The sequence below is a fragment of the Halobacillus sp. B23F22_5 genome, from assembly GCF_043497085.1.
GTDB lineage: Bacteria > Bacillota > Bacilli > Bacillales > Halobacillaceae > Thalassobacillus.
The window spans coordinates 24,644-44,759 of the sequence record NZ_JBIEKI010000005.1; the positions used below are offsets into that span (position 1 = coordinate 24,644).

Here is a 20,116-nt window from a genome sequence, read left to right on the forward strand (position 1 = left end):
AAGGCAGACCACTTATGCGGTCTGCCTATTTTTTTCAAAAAATGATTGCATAATATTCAAAATTCCTGTATGTTGGAAATTAAATCAATTGAATATTCACTATTCTTATGAAGAGAAGCTGAGGGAACTGGACCGACGAAGCTTCAGCAACCTGCCGATTTCGGTGAGGTGCTACATCCAGCGAGCGGCTAAGCCGTTTGAAAAATAAGAAGAAGTGGCTAATTTACGGATAAAATCAGCTCTTCTTCTTGAGAGCTGATTTTTTTATTTTACGATAAAGGAGACGGAATCATGGGCACTTATCATCTTGATACGACATTAGCACAAACAGGAAACCGAAGCGAAACTACGACTGGAGCGGTGAATCCTCCCGTATATTTTTCTACTGCTTATCGCCATGAGGGCATCGGAAAATCAACCGGGTACGATTATTCGCGAACCGGCAACCCTACCAGGGACTTATTAGAACAGGCTATCGCTGATTTAGAAAACGGGTCTGGAGGTCTTGCTTTCAGCTCAGGAATGGCCGCAATCCAGGCTACTTTTTCAATTTTTGAGCCGGGAGATGAATTCATTGTTACAAAAGATGTTTACGGAGGCTCTTATCGTATTTTTGAAACCCATTTTAAAAAATTCGGCTTGCAATTCCGTTATGTAAATAGCTCGGACCCAGCCGATTTTGAACAAGCTATTACTGCCCGCACCAAAGGACTATTTATCGAAACACCAACCAATCCATTGATGACCCAGGTTAATATTGAATCACTTGCTCAGATAGCTGAACGAAATGGAATTATTTTGATTGTGGACAATACGTTTTACACCCCCTATTTGCAGAGGCCTCTTGAACAAGGAGCAGATATTGTCGTTCACAGTGGTACCAAGTATTTAGGAGGTCATAATGATGTCCTGGCAGGACTTGTCGTTGCTAAAAGTGAGAAATATTTAGAGGAGCTACGCCTGGAGCAAAATTCTTCCGGAGCGGTGTTATCTCCTTTTGACAGCTGGTTATTGATGAGAGGTCTTAAAACTCTAGGGCTGCGTATGCGTCAACACGAGGAAAACGCTAAACGAATGGTCGAATTTCTTGAACGCAGTGCTTTTATCCGTGATGTCCTTTATCCCGGTCAGGGAGGTATGGTTTCATTTCGCGTGGAAGATGAAAATGCTGTCCCCCATCTTCTCGAGCAATTGAAGCTTATCACATTCGCGGAAAGCCTGGGCGGTACAGAGACGTTCATCACGTATCCAGCTACCCAGACTCATTATGATATTCCAGAAGAAGTTCGCAGCAGTTACGGAGTCTGTAACCGGCTGCTTCGTATGTCTGTAGGTATTGAAAATATCGAGGATCTTTTACAAGATTTACAAGAGGCGTTAGAGGCTTCCCACCAGCGAGCCTGATTTTCAGCGGCTCGTCCTTTATACCAATTCTGGGCATCTGTCGTGCCATACCGTCAAAAGCCTACATAGGCTATACGGAATTGTTAGAATACCTAGTTAAGGGAGACGATCAGCATGAATCCTTACTATCTACCACAGAGCCACATGCCGCTGAATATGGAAGAGACGATGGGGTACGGTTTTGAATTTCAGCCAATAAACCATTTCCCCCAATATGATGGATATGAGCACTTTGACAACTATTACGGCCAGGATCGACAACCGCCTCAATTGGAAAGACGGGTAACTGCTCTGGAGAGGCAAAATGAACAGCAAGGAAGAGAAATCAACAGGTTGGATCGAGAAAACAATAGGCAAGCGAGAGAAATTAACCGTCTCAACAATGAAATCAATCAATTACAGCGAACTGTGGAGCAGCACACTAGAAGACTAAACCGTTTGAATCAACGGCTGCGGACAGTCGAGAACAGATTGGGCGTCCCATTCTCACCAGGGGAAGGCGGCTTTTAGTCTATATCCGCCTGCTTTTCTGAGATGCTCCCTGTTATGGTTGACAGATGTTTCACCATACGGGGAGTTTTCTATGTCCAATATAATAGTATTATGTCTTACATATATGTTCATGAACACTGAACACTACTAAACGATAAAAAAAGAACAGCAACGAAATGCTGTTCTTTTTTATATTAATTCACCAGATGAACAAGGCAAGGGTGGTTGATATGATCAATCCCATAATTACCGGGAAGAAATTTTTGCGGACCAGTTCCATTACTGAAATGCCGCAGAAACCGGCTACAGCTACCAGGGAAGACCATGCAATCAAGGTACCTCCACCAACCCAAATCGAACCCATCTGGCCGATTGCTGCCAGTGTAGCAGGATCGACATTGCCTGAAGCAAGCGCCCCGGATAACGCGCCTGTCAAAGGAAGCCCTGAAAAACCAGACCCATCAAGCCCGGTGATCATACCAATAATCAAAATCCCGAAAGCGGAAAGTACCATATTTTCAGGAATCACATTTTGCCCTGCCTGGACAAGATCGAACAAAAATGCCGGACTAGCCTCTTCTCCTAGTGACATAATGCTTCCAGCAAAATCTCCGCTTCCGAGGAAGAAAAAGCCTGCTATTGGAATCACAGGTCCCATCGCCTTGAAGGCAAAAACGAAACCTTCAGTAATATGCTCGGAAATACGATCCAGCGCTTTCCCTTTTCCAAAAGCAAGAGTGGCGAAAGATAGCAATAATACGGCCACTCCACCTATGAAAGCAGCACCATCTCCTCCTTCAAAACCGCCCATCCTGCCACCGCTGAATTTCGTATAAGCCATATATAACATAACAAGCAGCATAGAAAGCGGCACCACTATAGCAAATATTTTTCCCCAACGGGAGTTTAAGCTAGTAGCAGCAGCTGCTTTTGTACCGCCACCTGGAAGGGTTTTCAATTCCTTTTCATTTTGTGGATCATTCGGCTTACGTATTTGTTTGCGAATCATCATATATGCGATACCGATCGCAACGGCTCCCGTAATAACTGAAAGTAGCAATGCTTTATCAGCGACTGCCGTTGTTTCAATGCCAGCTGATTTAGCACTTAGCATTGGAGCCACCTGGATGACATAGTCAGAAGACAATGCCATACCCTGGCCGGATAAAGCGACAATCATCGCCGCTCCCATCACTGGAAGTCCCGCCCTCACAGCTGCTGGCACAAGAAGTGCACATATCAAAGGTACAGCCGGTGTCGGCCAGAAAAACAACGAGATGACAAAAGTAACGATAATAAGCATGACGAAGGCAATATGGCCATTAGTCATCACTTTTTGTATGGGGGCGATCATTTGACGATCGGCACCTAAATCTTTTAATGCATGCAGTAAAGCTACCATGAATGTAATGATAAGGAAAATACTGAATAACTCTTTTGCAGCGGTCAAGTTTGCATTAAATACAGACGTGAATCCACTGACAAGACTGCCATTGTACACCCATGCGACCAGAAAAGTACCGAGTAATGTCGGTAGCACAACTCCCTTTCTGAATATCATGGTAAGAATGACAGCAAGCGTCACAATTGCATAAACCCAATGAGCTGCAGTCAATACCATCTTGATGTCTCCTTTCGAGTCCATAACCCGAGTTTGGAGTATCATATGTGCATACGCCTATAAGCGTGTGTGCTCTTTGACCTTTCCGCTAAATAATCCATTCGGCCAATAAAAAGACATCCCGGATTACGGGATGCCTTCTTTTAAAATAATTTACCTTCTTCTTTCAATACCTCTTCAAATACCGATACAATTTCAGCCTCGTAATGAATTCCTACAAGACTTTTAATTTCTTCTATCGCGTATTCTGCTGTGAAAGCTTTGCGATACGTACGATCTTCCGTCATCGCATCAAATGTATCACAGACAGCGATGATCTTTGCTTCAAGACTAATCTCTTCCCCAGTCAGACCAAACGGGTACCCGGAACCATCCAGGCGTTCATGATGCTGTATGATGATAGGCGCGAGATCTTTATAATAGGTCTTCTCCACCATATCCGCGCCTTCACCTGGATGCTTTTTAATGAGGTCAAATTCTTTCGTAGTAAGTTTACCAGGCTTATTCAGAATTTCCTTAGGAATATTTATTTTTCCTACATCATGCAGTTCAGCTGCTAAATGTGCATATTCTAATTGCTGTTTATTCAAATTAAGCTTTTGAGCTACTTTTACTGTATAATGAGCGACCCTTTTACTATGCATGTAAGTATATCGATCTTTTCTTTCTACTGTATAGACGATATCTTTCAGCTTCTTTATATAATCACTTACATTTTTAAATGTAGGTTCTGTTATCACCCATAAATACCTGGTATCCTTTTTTGCTGTAAAATGTACAGGTGAGGAAAGGTTTTTAGTAGAAAAATAATCATTTTTCTTAAGATTAATCTTACGTCCTTCCACTTCCCCTTGAAGCTCTCCATTTAAAATATAGAAAAACTCCATTACCTCTTTATTTTCGCTTGGATAAATATAAAATATATTATCTTCATATACGGTTTGAAGCATGATTTCTACTCCATCACCATGCTCTAACAGGCTGAGTTCATGGGAACTTACTTTATATTTATCTAGGTATGAGCCGCTTTTTGCTATTTTAATGCCTTCCACATTCACTCCTCCTTACAAACCGTAAAATCATACACCTACTACTCGTACAGGATCAATCCATACCTGCCTGTCTGCGATATCGACAAGTACCCATTCACACTTCGCAGTTACTCCGAGTTTCCCGACAGTGGCAATCGTGCTTTGCGTCAATGTGCGAGTTGTATGATCCAGCACATCAATCAGTAAATCCAGGTCCTGATTATATTTTTCTGTGCGTGTAGCCGCTTCCTCTTTATCTTCGGTAGTTTCCATATCTGCTAAGTAATCCTCTTGAAGCATGTCCCCGGCCTCTTGAGCTTTTTCAATCAACCATTCAATTTGGCTGTTGGTTGCGTCCACAAGCTTTAACGCTGTTTCCGTTTTTTCGTCTTCGGAATCTGCAGCGAATACATTAACCCCTGTGGATAATGTCAAAATAATAGATAAAAGCATCATTCCAACTAACTTTTTCATCATTTGTCAAACCTCCTGTTAATTTGTTTTTGCTTTTATGTCATCTAAGTTGTCACTCGGTACCTTGAAAAGGGTCCAATCAGCTTTTATATCGGAAATTTTTTTGTAAACTTAACAATATCTTCGAATTTATGACAAAAACCGCAAAAAATACTCTATCGCCTGTAGAATTCAGCGATAGAGTTTGGTTCTTAACTGTTTTTATTGTTAGAGTAATAAACTTCTTCGAAAGGCTGGACGATTACAAAGCCTTCACCAGCGAATCTCATTTGAATCGATTCGCCGCTGCCTCTCCCCAAAAACGTCTTCAGCGTAATATCCGTCTGGAATTCCGGTTGCAAATGCCCCGACCAGGCAACCGTTGCATTTGGATCTGTGATGACCGGCTGGTCAGGCGTAACAAGCAGCGTGAGCGGTTCATAGTGAGAGGTAATTGCAACTCTCCCACTTCCCTGCAAAGTGATATTGAAAAGGCCGCCAGACATCATGCCTGCTACTTTTTTCATCAATTGGATATCCCACTCGATACCTGGCTCGAATGCGAGCAAATCATTCCCATTGACGGTGATGGCTTCATTATCCAAGTCTAAAATGGTAATTTTCTTACCTTGATCGGCAAGGTATAACCTCCCGTTCCCTTTCGCTTTCATCAAGGAACTGCCTTCTGAGGTAAAGGCTTTCTTCAACATCTTTCCTACCCCATGCTCCAAAATCCCTTCCCGTTCAAACTTGATTTCTCCCTGATAAGAAATCATCGCCCCCATTTTCGCCCATACATCTCCGGCAAGATTGACTTCGAGTAAACGAGGTGTTTCCAATTCGAAGTATTCATTTTCCGATTCATCCTGTTTCGTTTCCCTGATGAATGATGAGATAGAGTACTTACTCATTTCCGATCGCCTCCTATGGATAATACTTACGCCTTTAGCAATAAAAAGTTTCAAAAAAAAATCGTGTGATTGACTCACACGATTCCGCAAGAAGCAGTTCCATTCTTTTGTAAGTATTTTTGATGGTACTCTTCGGCTTCATAAAAAGGTCCTGCTTCTACAATTTCTGTAACAATTTCCGTTCGGAAAACACCCTTTTGGTTCCATTCGCTCAGCTTTTGCTCCGCTGCCTGCAGTTGCGTTTCATCAGTATAAAAAATAATAGAACGATATTGAGAACCGATGTCTTCTCCCTGACGATTACGTGTCGTCGGATTATGACATTCAAAAAATGCATCAATAAGCGACTCATAAGATATTTTTTCAGGATCGAAATCGACCTTCACTGATTCTGCATGGCCGGTTTTGCCTGTTTTCACTAATTCATAAGAAGGGCTTTCGACGTTGCCACCGCTGTATCCTACTCTTGTCTGTTCTACTCCATTTATTCTTTCAAACCATGCTTCTACTCCCCAAAAACATCCTGCTGCAAAAATTGCCGTTGCCATCACTCATCGCTTCCTTTCCACTCACGTAACTTCTTTCGCAAGAGATTGACGAGGCTTTATACGTTTAGAAAAACTCGGCTTCACGCCAAGTCTTATGGCGAAAGCCTAAGTGTTTCTTATACTTTAATCCTTTAACTAAAGTTAAATTTTCTTAAAGTACAAAAAGATCCCTCTCTTATCCAAAAGAAAGGGATCCGTACGTTTATGCATACGTCCTCTCATCTTTCAGGATCATTCATCCTGCAGGAATTGGCACCGTTCGAATCATGTGTTTGATCCGATGGTTGCCGGGCATCAAAGGGCCAGTCCCTCCGCCTCTCTGGATAAGAAGTTAACGATAGTATTTAAATTTGTAATTCTTATCTTACAATAAATTCTATGCCGAAGTAAAGGGATAAAAACCATTTTTTTCGAATACTTTACTTTATTTTTCCACAACCTATATGGAGCATGTTTAGGGAAAAGGGAAAGAGGTGTACATATGGGTTGGCTGTCGGTAATACCATTTATTGCGGTTGTCATTGCTGCTATTTGGACGAAACAAGTTGTGCCCAGTCTATTATTCGCTGTAGTGGTTGCTGGTTATCTGGCAGAGCCTGACTGGCTTGGCGGGATGACCACTTCTTTGGGTTTTATCATCCAAGGCTTACAGGATGAAAACAATTTAAAAATCATCATCTTTCTTTATGCTTTCTCATCGTTGATCGGTTTGATCAAATTCGCTGGCGGCATCAAAGGGTTCGTCCGGGCTGCAACAGAAAAAGTCAATACCAAACGTGGCGCATTCATGCTCACATGGTTATCCTCTCTCGGCACTTTCAGCGCACCCAGCTTTCGTATCGTAACGATAGCCCCAGTAATGAAAGCTATGAGAAAAAAACTGCCGATGACAAAACAGGAACTGGGATTCGTCATTGAAACGACCGCTTCTCCTCTGGTAGTCCTAATACCTGTAGCTACTGCTTTTGTAGGCTATATGAGCTCGGTCATTGAAATGTCGCTGCATCAGGCAGGTGCAAAAGGTGACCCTTATATGCTTTATTTACAGAGCATCCCTTTTAATTTCTTCGCTTTCGCTATGCTTATCATCGGCTTTTATCTGAGTTTTTTTCATCGTAATAAAAAGTCAGCAACCTGCGCGGAAGATGGCACAAATGAAACCGCTGACGATGATGATCAGTGGGAAGACTGCCACCCTGCTGTTGCTAAAGATTTACCAAACCGGCCCTGGACACTAATCTTGCCTCTTTTCACCGTCATCCTCCTGACTTTCTTCCTTATGTATGTGTTGGGGTTGAAAAAAGATAAAGAAGGGCTTCAGGCGTTAATCAATGCCAACGTGCTCGATGCGATGGTGTTGGCAGTAGTATTGACCGTAGTATTCTTGATGGTTTATCTAAAAATCGTCAACCAGCCCCTGAGGCAAATGATGAAGACGGTGATCAATGAAGGTAACGAAATGATGGGGGTCATCGTCCTTCTTGCCATGGTATGGGGGCTGAGTAAAGGATCAGAGGAATTGAAGTTTGCTGATACGGTTTCTTCATCGTTTGAATGGATACCGCCCGGTTACGTCGCCGTTGTATTATTTGTAGTAGGGTGCGGGTTGTCCTATTTCATCGGCTCTTCATGGGGGACATGGGGCATACTAATGCCAGTCGGCTTGTCCATTGCCGTCACTGCGGGCAGCTCCCTGCCTATCGTTATCGGAGCTGTATTCGCAAGTGGTACATTCGGGGCTTTTGCTTCTCCTTTAAGCGATGACACAAACACTACGGCCGGAATATTGAAGTTGAATCCTGTAAAATACGCAAAATTCAAGCTTAAACCCGCTCTGATTGCTGCCGGTGTGGCTGCTGCCATATACTTTGCATTGTCCTTTATCATATAAACGCTCGTATTATTTGGATGTTGATCGCAAATAAATCCGCTCGAAAATGAACCTTTTTTGTCTTGTATCAAATTTTTTGTTCACTTTAAAAAATTTCCCATTCAAAAACGACCAGCTCTTCTTAGTTAGAAGAACTGGCCGTTTCTTATTGTGCACTGAAATTTTGAAATACGTTTTTCTTCGGAACCTTATATATTTGACGATCGAGCAAATGATTGATAATCACTTTATTTCGATGAATCGCCAGACCAAGATTGGTAGACCCGACGCCATGGGTATGAGAAATCCCGCTGTGAACATAAATTTCATTCGCTTCTTCTGTTGTTTTCAAACGGTAATCCCCTTCAACCTTATAGCGTCCCTTCCCGTCCCATTCGATGATTGATTTAAGACTATCAATGAATTCAGGAACAAGCGGCTTGTACCCTGTTGCTGTGATTACCACTTCACTGTCATGGGTGAAAGTTTCCCCGGTTTCGGTCTGTTTACAATTGATTCGATATTCATTCCCATTGCCCTTAGCTTCAATATTCTCTACTTCTGACAATACTTGAAGCCCGACATTCAACTCTTCCTGGCCTACCGAATGTTCATATAGCAGATTATAGATGTCAGTCACCGTATGATTGCTGATCCCTTTATAGTAAAGTCCCTGGGTCGGGAAAATTTCGTCCTTCTTTTCCTGTGGCAGCTGGTAAAAATAATTGACGTAATCCGGAGAAAAATGCTCGAGACTCAGTTTGGACTCTTCCATCGAATCGAAGCCAGGAGAGCGAGTTATCCAGTCAAGTCTGTAGCCGTGTTCCTTTTGTTCTTTTAATAATTCACGGAATGCTTCCGCAGCACTCTGACCGGAACCAATGACAGTAACTGACTTTGCTTGTTTGCAGCGGTCTTGATGTTTCAAGAAGTCGGCTGTATGAAAAACATCTTCCTCAGGCAGTCCTTGGAAGGAAGATGGTACTGCAGGTACACTCCCCGTTCCTAGCACCAAATTTTTAGTGTGGAAAGCACCTTTTTCATTCGTGCCCAGATTCAGCACTTCCACTTCAAAGTAACTTTCATTATCTTTTACATGCCGAAGATTCGTTACCCTATGTCCAAACTGGCAACTTTCCAGCTGGTGGGCTACCCACTGGCAATAATCATTATATTCCCGACGCGGGATATCAAGGCGCTGTAAAAAATAAAATTGATACATACGTTCATGTTCATTGATATAGTTTAAAAAAGTATACTTGCTGCGTGGATCGGCCATCGTAACCAAATCAGCGAGGAACGGTACTTGCAGCTTCGTTCCTTCAATCAACATTCCTGGATGCCATTCGAATTTTTCTTTCTGCTCGAAAAAAAGCGCATCCACCTCAGGCTGATCATCCAGTAATGCGGCAAGGCTCAAGTTGAACGGTCCTACGCCGACGCCGACTATATCGTATAGTTTATCTGTGTCCAAATTCTTCACTTCCCCTGTCCGTTGAATTTCTCGGTTAGTCTTACCTGCCTTCTATCGTACCATATAATTATGTAAGCACTCTTTCATCAAAAAAAGAAGACCATAAGCAGTTAATCTTATAGTCCTCCATTTCGGGCTAATCTATTCTATTTTGAACTGAAGTGCGCTCCTTCCTCGCTATGAACAAACGGGATGTCTGTATCGACTTCTCCCGTTATTCGATTCATTGCTATGTCTTCGCCTTTCAGCCATTTACCGAAATCCAACTCGACCGGCTCCTGGTCTCCACCCAATGCAAACCAGGCAATCATATCGTGAGGCAAGTAAGCGGACGTATGGATGGTACCAGCCCAGCTTTTATATTTCTTTGAAAAAACACCTTTATCGGTATCATTCATTAATCGGAAAGCGTCATAAGCTTTTTCTGTCTCGCCCTGCTCCATTGCGTTCATCCGCTTATAGGAGTCGACAAGGTGGTTACGGTTTTCATGCTTCATAATTTCAAAATGGTTGGTACATATCGCTGACTTCCGTACCTCTACCCCCCGTGGAGAAGCCTCGATAACATAGGTCTCTCCACTTCGGTCATACACAATATAGCTGAATGAGTGACGATGAGGGATATCCTTTAACATTGCTATCGCTTCTGCCACGTCAGCACAGCTCTCTAACACGAGGCGTCCGATCATACAACAGATAAAACCTAAGCCCGGCTTTTTGCGATGCATAAAATTGTATCCCATCACGAGTCCTTTTTCATTCATTCCGTCCATACGTCCAGTAATCCGCTGAGAAGGGCCTGCAATTGCGTAACCCTGGTCCGTCGGCTGGAAAAATACATATCGGCCTTCATACGTTTTCGGCTGGTAATCATAATTACGTACAAAATAATTGGTCCCTGTCAAAATGGAGCAGCCAGACTTTTGATAATTAACGCGATAACCGCCAAATTCCTTCATAATCCGCTCCATCGGCCAATCAAGTGAATCCCGAAGCCCTTCCAGTTCAGCCCAGACTCCCGGAGCGAATTTTGTAATGGCCGCTTTTACTTCGGCTTCTTCGACCGTAAAACGTGGTATTCTTACCTTCCATTGCTTTTCACGGTTTTTCACCGTGAGAGAATCCCGTAATAACTCTCCCTGTTTATAGCCAAAATCGTAATGTGTGCCTCTGAATTGCAGTATGTCACTATGTATTTTCTTCAAGATGATCCCTCTTTTTGTCAAAGTATGTAATGTCATGTCATAATCCTACCTGTAATCGTCATCGTTTTTCAAATGAATGCAATTATTTTATGATAGAAGAAGTAATTCATTCCAAACGAAAGGGTGAATCCAATGTATCAAATAGATGAGAAGCGCCAGGAAGTCCTGGACTTTGTTAATGGTATAAACGATGAAGAGGCACGTACAAAACCTGATGAAAATACATGGTCGATTCTCGAAACACTTGAACATTTGTACTTGATTGAAGGCTGGGTCACGCAGCAATTAAAAGAGGCTTTAGCCAAAGAAGAAGTGCAAGAAGTCAGGGAAAAGCCGATTGAACGTACCGTAGATCGTTCCCATAAAGTGGATGCCCCAGAGTCTCTGCGCCCGAAAGGCCAGTTCGACTCTATCGAGGAAGCCACCGACAGCCTTGCCAAAACAAGAGATTCGTTATTATTTCTCATCCGAAACTATGACCAGGAACACCTTCGAAAAAGAGCCCTTCCGCACCCTGCTTTTGGAACAATGAATCTAGAGCAGTGGGTCGAGTTCATCGGCTTTCATGAACTCCGTCATCTTGAACAAATGAAAGAAGTGAAAAACGCTCTATAGTGGCTTCCACTTTAGAGCGTTTTGCGTTTTATGGAATCATAGGTTTTGCGCTTAGGCTAGGGAATACGCCTAAAATCCAATGATTTCGCGTATTAATTTGAAATTTATCCCCGCGCCCCACCCACATGTCGCAGCATGGCTGGCATTAAAAAAGCCAGCCCTCAAATTGGGCTGGCTAAAGCTTCTAAGGTTTAGTTATGGCACAATAGTTACTGGAACTTTTGCTGAATGAAGCACGCTGTAGCTTATGCTGCCTAGAATCGCACCTTTCAATGCGCCCCTTCCACGTGATCCCATAATGACTCCTTCGATGTCGTCCTCATCCGCTACTTCACAAATAGCTGGAGCTATTTTCCCAACCATCTTTCTCGTTTCTACCGAGACAGAAACGCTTTTCAGATGTTCATCCGCCAAAGCAATAGCTTCGTTAGCAGCTTTTTCCTGCTGGGCTTCAATTTCTTCATTAGTAAACACACGATGGGTGTTATATGTGTCAAATAACGGTTGTACATTGACGAGAAGGATACGATTTCCATTTTCCCTGGCCAGTTTAGCTGCATAATCAAGGGCGCGCAGGGAGTGCTCTGAACCGTCTACCGGAACGACGTATTTCTTGACCATACTATCCCTTCCCTTCTCTAGGAATCTACCTTTATTATACCATATTTTTACCTATTAGCGGACGTTCTGCTCAACCGTTCAAAATTCGTTCAATTGCATGCGCAACTCCGTGATCAGTATTCGACAATGTCACCCAGTCCGCTTCTTCTTTAACGATATCCTGGGCATTCCCCATCGCTACCCCTACACCTGCCTCGCGAATCATTGCGATATCATTCAAGCTGTCACCTACCGCCATCATTTGATTCATGGATAGATCGAGCCATTTGCTTACTTTCCTCAATGCAGCAGCTTTATTGACACCTGAAGCATTGACCTCGATATTCGTCAGGCTGGAATTAGTAACTTCCAGTGCTTCATTTTTTACTAATTCGTCAAAAATCACTTGTCGTACTTCATCGTCTTCAATATCAAAACCGAATTTAAGCCATTCATATGTTTCGATGTCTCTATCGAATGGCTGTCCTGAATTGAACATCCCTTCAGAGGTGGTCGACCAAAAGATAGTATCGTGCTGCTCTTTCAGTTCCCATAGCCGTTTAACCAGGTTGGCATCAAGGGGCTGACGATCAACCAAGCTAAAATTGTGATCATAAATTTCTCCGCCATTAACTGTGACAATATAGGAAGAGCGGCCAAGTTCTTCAGCAATGTCACGACAGTTCGGCAGCGACCGGCCAGTACTCAATACTACATGAATACCTTTTTCCTTAGCCCGCTGAATTGCCTGTTCATTCTCTTTTGATACGTGTCCTTCGTTATTAACAAGGGTTCCATCCATATCTAGTGCAATTAATTTTATATCCATAGCTAACACGTCCTCTCATTTGCTGACCTCATTTTAATATAACTTCATAACTTTTTACAGAATAACAGATAATGAAGGATGGATTCATCTTAGAATCCTTTTTAACGATACGAATGAAGTAGAAAAGAACAAGGATGAATCTCCCTCTTCGAGAGAATTCATCCTTGTTCAAATAACTGCTTACTGCTCCATTTTCCGTAGATATAATAAAGGGTGGCTACCACACTGCTGATGATAAAACTCACCCCCATACCTAGCGCAATTCCCGACTCTCCAAACAGATCTGAAAATAGCGCGGTCAAAGGGTATCGTAGAACCCAGAAAGATATGATATTCAGCACCAGTACCTGGTACATCGCACCTGACGCCCGGACGATGCCATTCAAAATAAAGTTTATGCCTAAGAATGGGTAAAAGAAGGCTACGATACGGAGGTATTCACCACCGAACGCAACAGGAGCTTTTTCCTGTACGAATAATTTGATTCCATACTCTCCAAACAACACTAAAGCCAGGGCCACAACCATCATTATGATCAGCGTATATAACAATCCATAACGAGCGATTTTATGTACCCTTTCCCAGTTTTGCACCCCGATATTCTGTCCGGCCATACTGTTTACAGCTGTAGCCAAAGCCATTGGTGGCAGCATCAATACACTATCCAAACGCTGGGCTGCACTGAAACCTGCTACTACATCCTCTCCAAAGGTTGTAACCACACTCATTATGGCAGCCACTCCTGCTGATATTACAGCCATCTGAAGCCCGGAAGGTATCCCTAATTGCAGAATTACCCCCACTTCCTGTTTATTTGGGATGGCAGGAATAGTGAATGGAGCCAATTGGTATTTAAGAACTATGTAAACGCCATACAGGAAAGATATTCCCTGCGAAACAACAGTTGCATAAGCCGCGCCGTCAATGCCAAGGTTGAACACAGAAATGAATATGGGGTCAAGAATAGCATTCAATATAACAGCCACCATGACAAACCTGAGCGGGGTCTTGCTGTCTCCTATTGCTCGCATGACTGTTCCAATGAAGTTGTACCCCATTAAGAAAAAAATGCCGATAGAGTTGATCTGCAAATAGGCTTTTGCTCCAGGTATCATTGCTTCTGGAGTTCCAAGCAGCAATAACACCCGTTCAGCCAGAATAAATCCAAGCAAGCCAAGGACGGTGGATATAAATAATAAAACCACCACAAAAGCATTTAAATATCGTTTCAGCCCCTCTGCGTCATCCTTCCCCTTCTGTTGGGATAAAACCGTTAACGTCGCGTTATTAAGCCCTATAATGAATGATAGCATGGTAAATATTACGGTACTAGCAACAGCAACGGCGCCTAATGCATTTCCGCCCAGGAGGTTTCCGACCCACATGCTGTCGATGAATTGATAGGATACCTGCAGCAGATTGGTCAACAGAATCGGACCAGAAAAGACAACCAGCTGTCTCCCTATACTTCCACTTGTAAAATTATGCTGGTTTTCCATAACAAACTTCCTTTCAACTATTACTTTACCATCATGCCTGAGTAATTGCTGTTTATAATTTTTCCAGTTGGGTATTTAAAGGTTGAACACTGCTGTGACAGTGATCAGTGTAATAGGAGGTACGGGAAGATAAGCATGTGCAAATGATTTTCTTTCCAAATAAGGGGGTTGAAGACTGGAAAAACAGCTAAATAAAAAAGTAATTTTATCCAACGTTTGAAAACCCTATCATATCAAGGGTTTAACTTTCTCTTTTTTTAAAACTTTTAGAAAATTATAGGATACTAAAGCATTTTTTAAAGAATTAAGGCTTAAGCGTCACTCAGTATAACTCAGCGACAATAAACCTCATTCAGCGTGATTAAGCTAGTTTGATAAAAAAATAAGCTCGATTTAACATTATCAAGTATGTAAGGTCACCATTATAAACAATGGAAAGGAGAATCCACCATCGCTCAAACGACCAAAGAACGAACTGTTACCATTACATTTAGCGAACCAACATTAGATGATGGAAAAGCAATGTGGGAATTAGTAGATAATTCCAGTCTCGATCAAAATTCAGCTTATAAATATCTCATGATGAGTGAGTTTTTTTCTGATACTTGTGTGATAGCCAAGGAAAATGAAAAGTTAGTTGGATTTGTTACCGCGTTTATCCCCCCTGAACATCCTGATGTGGTGTTTGTCTGGCAAATTGGCGTCGATTCTTCCCAGCGTGGCAAAGGAGTCGCATCCAAACTTCTCAATGAACTTGTAGCACGAGAAGCATGCCAGGAAGTTCGCTACCTTGAAGCGACTGTCACCCCATCGAATGAAGCATCTCAATCATTATTCCGAAGACTAGCACGTGATCACGACACTGAATGCAAAGTGACGGAGCGTTTCACCGAAGAAATGTTCCCAGGTGATAATCACGAAGAAGAATTGAATTTCAGAATTGGACCATTTAAACGGTAAATTTCAAATATAAATACCAAGTAAACCGATGATAAAACAAGGAGGAAAACAATGACTAAAACTAATATGAATATCTTTGAAAAATACGAATCTGAAGTACGCAGCTATTGCCGCGGCTTCCCTACTGTTTTTTCTAAAGCGAAAGGTTATAAAATGTGGGACGAAAACGGAAAAGAATATATCGATTTCTTCTCCGGAGCTGGCGCTTTGAACTACGGCCACAATGATGACCATATGCAGGATAAGCTCGTGGATTATATCAAAAGCGACGGCCCTACCCATACGTTGGATATGGCTACGACCGAAAAAGCAAACTTCCTGCAAAAATTCAATGATGTCATTTTGAAACCACGCGACCTCGACTACAAAATCATGTTCCCTGGCCCAACTGGAACTAACACGGTAGAAAGTGCTTTGAAGCTTGCTCGTAAAGTGACAGGCCGTACAGATGTCATCAGCTTCACGAATGGCTTCCATGGTATGACAATCGGTTCTCTATCTGTTACTGGTAATGCCATGAAGCGTAAAGGTGCCGGAATTCCATTGAATAACACGGTTACTATGCCATACGACAACTTTGTTGACGAAAGCATGGATACGCTTGATTATTTAGAGCGCTTCCTGGAAGACAACGGCAGTGGTGTTGATTTACCCGCTGCGATGATTCTTGAAACTGTCCAGGGCGAAGGCGGCATCAATGCTGCACGTATGGAATGGCTGAAAAAAGTTGATGAAATTTGCAAGAAGTGGGACATCCTGCTGATCATCGATGATGTGCAGGCAGGTGTAGGCCGTACAGGAACTTTCTTCAGTTTCGAGCCAGCAGGTATCAAACCTGACATCGTATGCCTGTCTAAATCTTTGAGCGGCTACGGTCTACCATTTGCTATCACCTTGTTCCGTCCTGACCTTGATATCTGGGCTCCAGGTGAACACAATGGAACATTCCGCGGCTTCAACCATGCATTTATCACAGCTTCTGCCGCGCTGGATTATTGGAAAGATGAGCAATTCGAGAAAGGTATCCAGCAAAAATCCGAGAAAGTCAAAGATTTCCTTGTTGGACTAACGGAAAAATATCCAGAGCTGCAAGGTACTTTCTGCGGCCGTGGACTGATGGTAGGTATCGAATGCGCAAAAGAAGGTCTTGCCGATGAAGTTGCAGCTGAAGCCTTCAATCGCGGATTAATCATGGAAACATCCGGACCGAAAAGCGAAGTATTCAAATTGTTCCCACCATTGAACATTGATGATGAAGGTCTACAAAAAGGCTTTGACATCATAGAAGAAAGTGTAAAAGCACTAGTAAGTGAACCAGTAACTAACTAAACTACCAACAAACCAGGAGGAATCAGACATGAAAACAGTCAAACTACAAGACGTAATCGATTCAGAAAATCACGTAAAAGCAGACACTTGGGAAAGCAGACGTCTGGTTTTGAAAAAAGACAACATGGGCTATTCTGTCCATGATACAATCATCAAAGCTGGTACAGAAACACACATCTGGTACCAGAACCATTTAGAATCAGTCTACTGCATCGAAGGCGAAGGCGAAGTAGAAACAGTAAAAGACGGAAAAGTATGGCCAATCGAAAAGGATACCATCTATGTGTTGGATCAAAATGACGAACATTACCTGCGTGCCAAAACAGATATGCGTATGGTATGCGTCTTCAACCCTCCGATCACAGGACAAGAAACACATGACGAAAATGGTGTTTACCCATTAGTGGAAGATTAATTTCTGGAAAGCAAAAGCTCTCAACTTAGGTTGAGAGCTTTTTTCATTTTATCTTCAGGTGCCAGGACACCCCCATAATTTTTTGTTGTTTTTTCATAAGATCCTTAATCAATTATAGATCCGAAAAGTCGAAGACTTGATTTCGAGATATTATTGGAGTTTAGGGGCTCCAGGAAACGATTCGCTTTCCGTGGGCGTGTGCTGAGTCTCCTCAGGCTTCGCCTTGCGGGGCCTCAGCGATCCCGCATTTCCCACAGGAGTCTCACCGTTTCCCTACGCCCCTAGTCATGGGAAGTTTTCGAAATCACCCTTGTAGAAACTGCCCTATTATAATAGAAAGAAGACAATGGTCACTTTATCTCCTTCATAAATGCGTCAGAATGAAGTTTTTAGTTGTGCCCTATTCTCTTTTTAAAGGGTCCGTTTAGTACAAAAACAGGCTGGATGGGAAGGGAAACGGCGAGACTCCCGCGGGAGAAGGGGCTAGGCAAGATCCCACAGGGCGCAGCCCGAGGAAGCTTGCCAGGTCCCCCGCAGGAAAGCGAGTTGTTTCCCAGACCATCCTATTTATCTCGTGGTAACGAACCCAATTCCTCTCGACAGTCTTAAGCTCTGTCTGGCTATCTATGACTTTCATGCTATATAATGGATGAAAAAGCATTGGAGGCTTACTATAATGAAAGATATATTGATCGATCGCTTTACGAGATATGTCAAAATAGATACCCAATCTGATGAAAACAACCCGGAGTGCCCTTCTACTCCAGGCCAGCTTACCCTTGCCAATATGCTTGTCGATGAGTTGAAAGAAATCGGCATGCACGACGTATCCATTGATGAACACGGTTATGTAATGGCCACGTTGCCCTCAAACACCGATAAACAGGTCCCTGCTATCGGATTTCTTGCTCATGTAGATACAGCTACTGATTTCACAGGGAAAAACGTCAATCCTCAAATTATAAAAAATTATAATGGCAATTATATTAACCTTAATGCTATACATAAAACCATTTTGTCACCGGACGAATTTCCGGAACTCGCAGGATATATAGGTCATACGCTTATAACCACGGACGGAACTACACTGCTTGGCGCTGATAATAAAGCGGGCGTGACCGAAATCATGACAGCAATGAACTATCTCATTAATCACCCTGAAATCAAACACGGTGATATCCGGATCGCTTTTACTCCTGATGAAGAAATTGGCCGCGGCCCTCACAAGTTCGATGTCGAGCGGTTTAATGCTGAATTCGCTTATACAGTAGATGGGGGTCCTATCGGTGAACTACAATATGAAAGCTTCAACGCAGCAGGAGCCCGTCTCACTTTTAAAGGAAATAGCGTCCACCCCGGTACAGCAAAAGGAAAAATGGTCAATTCCACTAAATTGGCGATGGAATTCAATGACCAGCTTCCAACAGAGCAAGCTCCAGAGTATACCGAAGAATATGAAGGATTCTATCACCTGATTTCCATGAACGGCAATGTCGAAGAAACGGAAATGATTTATATTATCCGGGATTTTGATAAAGAAGAATTCGCTGCAAAGAAAGAAAACATCCGCCGCATTGCATCAAGTATGAAGAAAAAATATGGAGAAGAACGTATTGTTTTAGAGATGGAGGACCAATATTATAATATGGGCGATAAAATCAAACCCGTCAAAAAAATTGTCGATACCGCATATCAAGCGATGAAAAACCTCGACATAGAACCACTCGTCAAACCGATCCGTGGAGGTACTGATGGCTCCCAGCTCTCCTATATGGGGCTTCCGACACCAAATATTTTTACTGGCGGTGAAAATTTCCATGGGAAATATGAATACATCTCTGTAGATAATATGGAAAAAGCGACGCACGTCATCGCGGAAATCGCCCGCTTATTTGAAAAGCAGGCATGAGGAAATAAATTCATGTGTGAAGCCATCCTCTAACGGGTAATACCTTAAAGGAGATCATTGATTTTTGGGGGAGTGCAAATTGACAAAAAATGAAGCATTACGTGCATACTTTCTAGATCATGCGCAGCAAATGACTGACGAATGGTATGAAACATTAGAAGAAAACGATCCAGCTTCTATCTATGCTGTAAGAACACCTGAAGTCGCCGAAAAGTTGAAAGAGCAAAATTATCAGTTCCATCCTTTTTTCACTCAGATTTTTATCCTTGATGAAGAACAATGGAAAAAAACATTTCAGGAGTGGGCATCGGACATATCAAGTGATGAAAACCACTTGACCACACCAAGTCATTATGTCATCCGTGAATTCATGCGGGTGCGTATGCAATACATTACTTATTTGAAACAATTCATTCAGGAATATGAGGGAGAAATCACTCAACCGGAAATTGACAGTTGGAATGAACTGATTATCCGTGGTTTCGATAACGCTATCCTGCAATTTGTCGAAGGTGCGAATAAAAACTCCAAAGAACTCTTAAAAGCGAAAGAAGATATTATTCAGCAGTTGAGCGCCCCTGTCATCGCTCTCGATGAAAAACGGGCATTGCTCCCGCTTATCGGTGAAATCGACAGTGAACGTGCCGGGGTAATCCTTGAGAACACCCTTAACCAATGTTCGAAGCTAGGAATTGGTCAATTATATATCGACTTGTCTGGAGTAGCAACGATTGATACCCTGGTCGCCCATCAGATCTCAAACTTGATCCAATCCCTGCAACTGCTGGGTATCAAACCGACGATTTCCGGTATGCGCCCAGAAATCGCCCAGACAGCCATTCAACTTGGTATCGCATTCGATGATGTTTCCATCAAATCATCATTAGCCAATGCGATGGGCACAAATAAATGAACAGCATATTAATGCCACAAAAAAGTCAGTATGTCTAA

At 42.6% G+C, this 20,116-nt stretch carries 19 protein-coding genes and 2 riboswitches; of the genes, 9 read left to right on the top strand and 10 right to left on the bottom strand.

What is annotated here, in order from left to right; genetic code table 11:
* Positions 1–102: 102 nt before the first annotated feature.
* Positions 103–211: riboswitch (SAM riboswitch) on the top strand.
* An 80-nt stretch (positions 212–291) separates the two neighbouring features.
* Together ACGTN9_RS08800 and ACGTN9_RS08805 are read left to right on the top strand one after the other, a co-directional pair.
* On the top strand, positions 292–1,404 hold the full coding sequence (locus ACGTN9_RS08800; RefSeq protein ID WP_499591973.1) for a methionine biosynthesis PLP-dependent protein: 1,113 nt from the start codon (positions 292–294) through the stop codon (positions 1,402–1,404).
* Positions 1,405–1,518: 114 nt separating this feature from the next.
* Positions 1,519–1,914 carry a hypothetical protein gene (locus tag ACGTN9_RS08805; protein ID WP_499591974.1) on the top strand — a complete coding sequence of 132 codons (396 nt, stop codon included), beginning with the start codon at positions 1,519–1,521 and terminating at the stop codon, positions 1,912–1,914.
* 181 nt (positions 1,915–2,095) lie between these two features.
* Here the strand turns inward: ACGTN9_RS08805 and ACGTN9_RS08810 are convergent, their stop codons facing one another.
* The 5 genes from ACGTN9_RS08810 to msrA form a co-directional block, all read right to left on the bottom strand.
* Positions 2,096–3,517 (bottom strand): hypothetical protein, encoded by a 1,422-nt coding sequence (locus ACGTN9_RS08810; protein ID WP_499591975.1) that lies wholly within the window; start codon positions 3,515–3,517, stop codon positions 2,096–2,098.
* Positions 3,518–3,660: 143 nt separating this feature from the next.
* Positions 3,661–4,569: an HD domain-containing phosphohydrolase gene (locus ACGTN9_RS08815; protein WP_499591976.1), complete on the bottom strand. Its 909-nt coding sequence runs from the start codon at positions 4,567–4,569 to the stop codon at positions 3,661–3,663.
* 27 nt (positions 4,570–4,596) lie between these two features.
* Entirely contained in the window at positions 4,597–5,025 is a 429-nt protein-coding gene (locus tag ACGTN9_RS08820; RefSeq protein ID WP_499591977.1) for a hypothetical protein, read from the bottom strand.
* Positions 5,026–5,213: 188 nt separating this feature from the next.
* On the bottom strand, positions 5,214–5,912 hold the full coding sequence (locus ACGTN9_RS08825; protein WP_499591978.1) for an AIM24 family protein: 699 nt from the start codon (positions 5,910–5,912) through the stop codon (positions 5,214–5,216).
* 74 nt (positions 5,913–5,986) lie between these two features.
* A complete protein-coding gene (msrA, locus tag ACGTN9_RS08830) occupies positions 5,987–6,460 on the bottom strand; it encodes a peptide-methionine (S)-S-oxide reductase MsrA (protein WP_499591979.1) in 474 nt (157 codons plus the stop codon).
* Positions 6,461–6,675: 215 nt separating this feature from the next.
* Positions 6,676–6,790, bottom strand: a riboswitch (SAM riboswitch).
* Between the two features lie 151 nt (positions 6,791–6,941).
* On the opposite strand from msrA, the gene ACGTN9_RS08835 reads away from it, so the two are divergent.
* Positions 6,942–8,351, top strand: coding sequence for a Na+/H+ antiporter NhaC family protein (locus ACGTN9_RS08835; RefSeq protein WP_499591980.1), 1,410 nt, complete (start codon positions 6,942–6,944; stop codon positions 8,349–8,351).
* Positions 8,352–8,496: 145 nt separating this feature from the next.
* On the opposite strand, the gene ACGTN9_RS08840 is transcribed toward ACGTN9_RS08835, so the two are convergent.
* Both ACGTN9_RS08840 and ACGTN9_RS08845 read right to left on the bottom strand, forming a co-directional pair.
* Entirely contained in the window at positions 8,497–9,804 is a 1,308-nt protein-coding gene (locus ACGTN9_RS08840) for a lysine N(6)-hydroxylase/L-ornithine N(5)-oxygenase family protein (RefSeq protein WP_499591981.1), read from the bottom strand.
* A 146-nt stretch (positions 9,805–9,950) separates the two neighbouring features.
* Positions 9,951–11,009 carry a C45 family autoproteolytic acyltransferase/hydrolase gene (locus ACGTN9_RS08845; RefSeq protein WP_499591982.1) on the bottom strand — a complete coding sequence of 353 codons (1,059 nt, stop codon included), beginning with the start codon at positions 11,007–11,009 and terminating at the stop codon, positions 9,951–9,953.
* Positions 11,010–11,141: 132 nt separating this feature from the next.
* On the opposite strand from ACGTN9_RS08845, the gene ACGTN9_RS08850 reads away from it, so the two are divergent.
* Positions 11,142–11,624 carry a DinB family protein gene (locus tag ACGTN9_RS08850; protein ID WP_499591983.1) on the top strand — a complete coding sequence of 161 codons (483 nt, stop codon included), beginning with the start codon at positions 11,142–11,144 and terminating at the stop codon, positions 11,622–11,624.
* A 195-nt stretch (positions 11,625–11,819) separates the two neighbouring features.
* Here the strand turns inward: ACGTN9_RS08850 and ACGTN9_RS08855 are convergent, their stop codons facing one another.
* From ACGTN9_RS08855 to ACGTN9_RS08865, 3 genes are all read right to left on the bottom strand, one after another.
* Entirely contained in the window at positions 11,820–12,245 is a 426-nt protein-coding gene (locus ACGTN9_RS08855) for a universal stress protein (protein ID WP_499591984.1), read from the bottom strand.
* A 70-nt stretch (positions 12,246–12,315) separates the two neighbouring features.
* The gene (locus ACGTN9_RS08860) at positions 12,316–13,053 is read right to left on the bottom strand and encodes a Cof-type HAD-IIB family hydrolase (RefSeq protein ID WP_499591985.1); all 738 of its coding nucleotides are present in this window, start codon (positions 13,051–13,053) and stop codon (positions 12,316–12,318) included.
* A 158-nt stretch (positions 13,054–13,211) separates the two neighbouring features.
* Entirely contained in the window at positions 13,212–14,552 is a 1,341-nt protein-coding gene (locus ACGTN9_RS08865; RefSeq protein ID WP_499591986.1) for an MATE family efflux transporter, read from the bottom strand.
* Between the two features lie 483 nt (positions 14,553–15,035).
* On the opposite strand from ACGTN9_RS08865, the gene ectA reads away from it, so the two are divergent.
* The 5 genes from ectA to ACGTN9_RS08890 all read left to right on the top strand — a co-directional run bounded on the left by ectA (position 15,036) and on the right by ACGTN9_RS08890 (position 20,078).
* On the top strand, positions 15,036–15,512 hold the full coding sequence (ectA, locus tag ACGTN9_RS08870) for a diaminobutyrate acetyltransferase (protein WP_499592423.1): 477 nt from the start codon (positions 15,036–15,038) through the stop codon (positions 15,510–15,512).
* Between the two features lie 51 nt (positions 15,513–15,563).
* Positions 15,564–16,841 (top strand): diaminobutyrate--2-oxoglutarate transaminase, encoded by a 1,278-nt coding sequence (gene ectB / locus ACGTN9_RS08875; RefSeq protein WP_499591987.1) that lies wholly within the window; start codon positions 15,564–15,566, stop codon positions 16,839–16,841.
* A gap of 28 nt (positions 16,842–16,869) precedes the next feature.
* A complete protein-coding gene (locus ACGTN9_RS08880; protein WP_093043017.1) occupies positions 16,870–17,256 on the top strand; it encodes an ectoine synthase in 387 nt (128 codons plus the stop codon).
* Between the two features lie 676 nt (positions 17,257–17,932).
* A complete protein-coding gene (gene pepT, locus ACGTN9_RS08885) occupies positions 17,933–19,165 on the top strand; it encodes a peptidase T (protein WP_499591988.1) in 1,233 nt (410 codons plus the stop codon).
* A gap of 79 nt (positions 19,166–19,244) precedes the next feature.
* Positions 19,245–20,078 (top strand): STAS domain-containing protein, encoded by an 834-nt coding sequence (locus tag ACGTN9_RS08890; protein WP_499591989.1) that lies wholly within the window; start codon positions 19,245–19,247, stop codon positions 20,076–20,078.
* Positions 20,079–20,116: the final 38 nt, after the last annotated feature.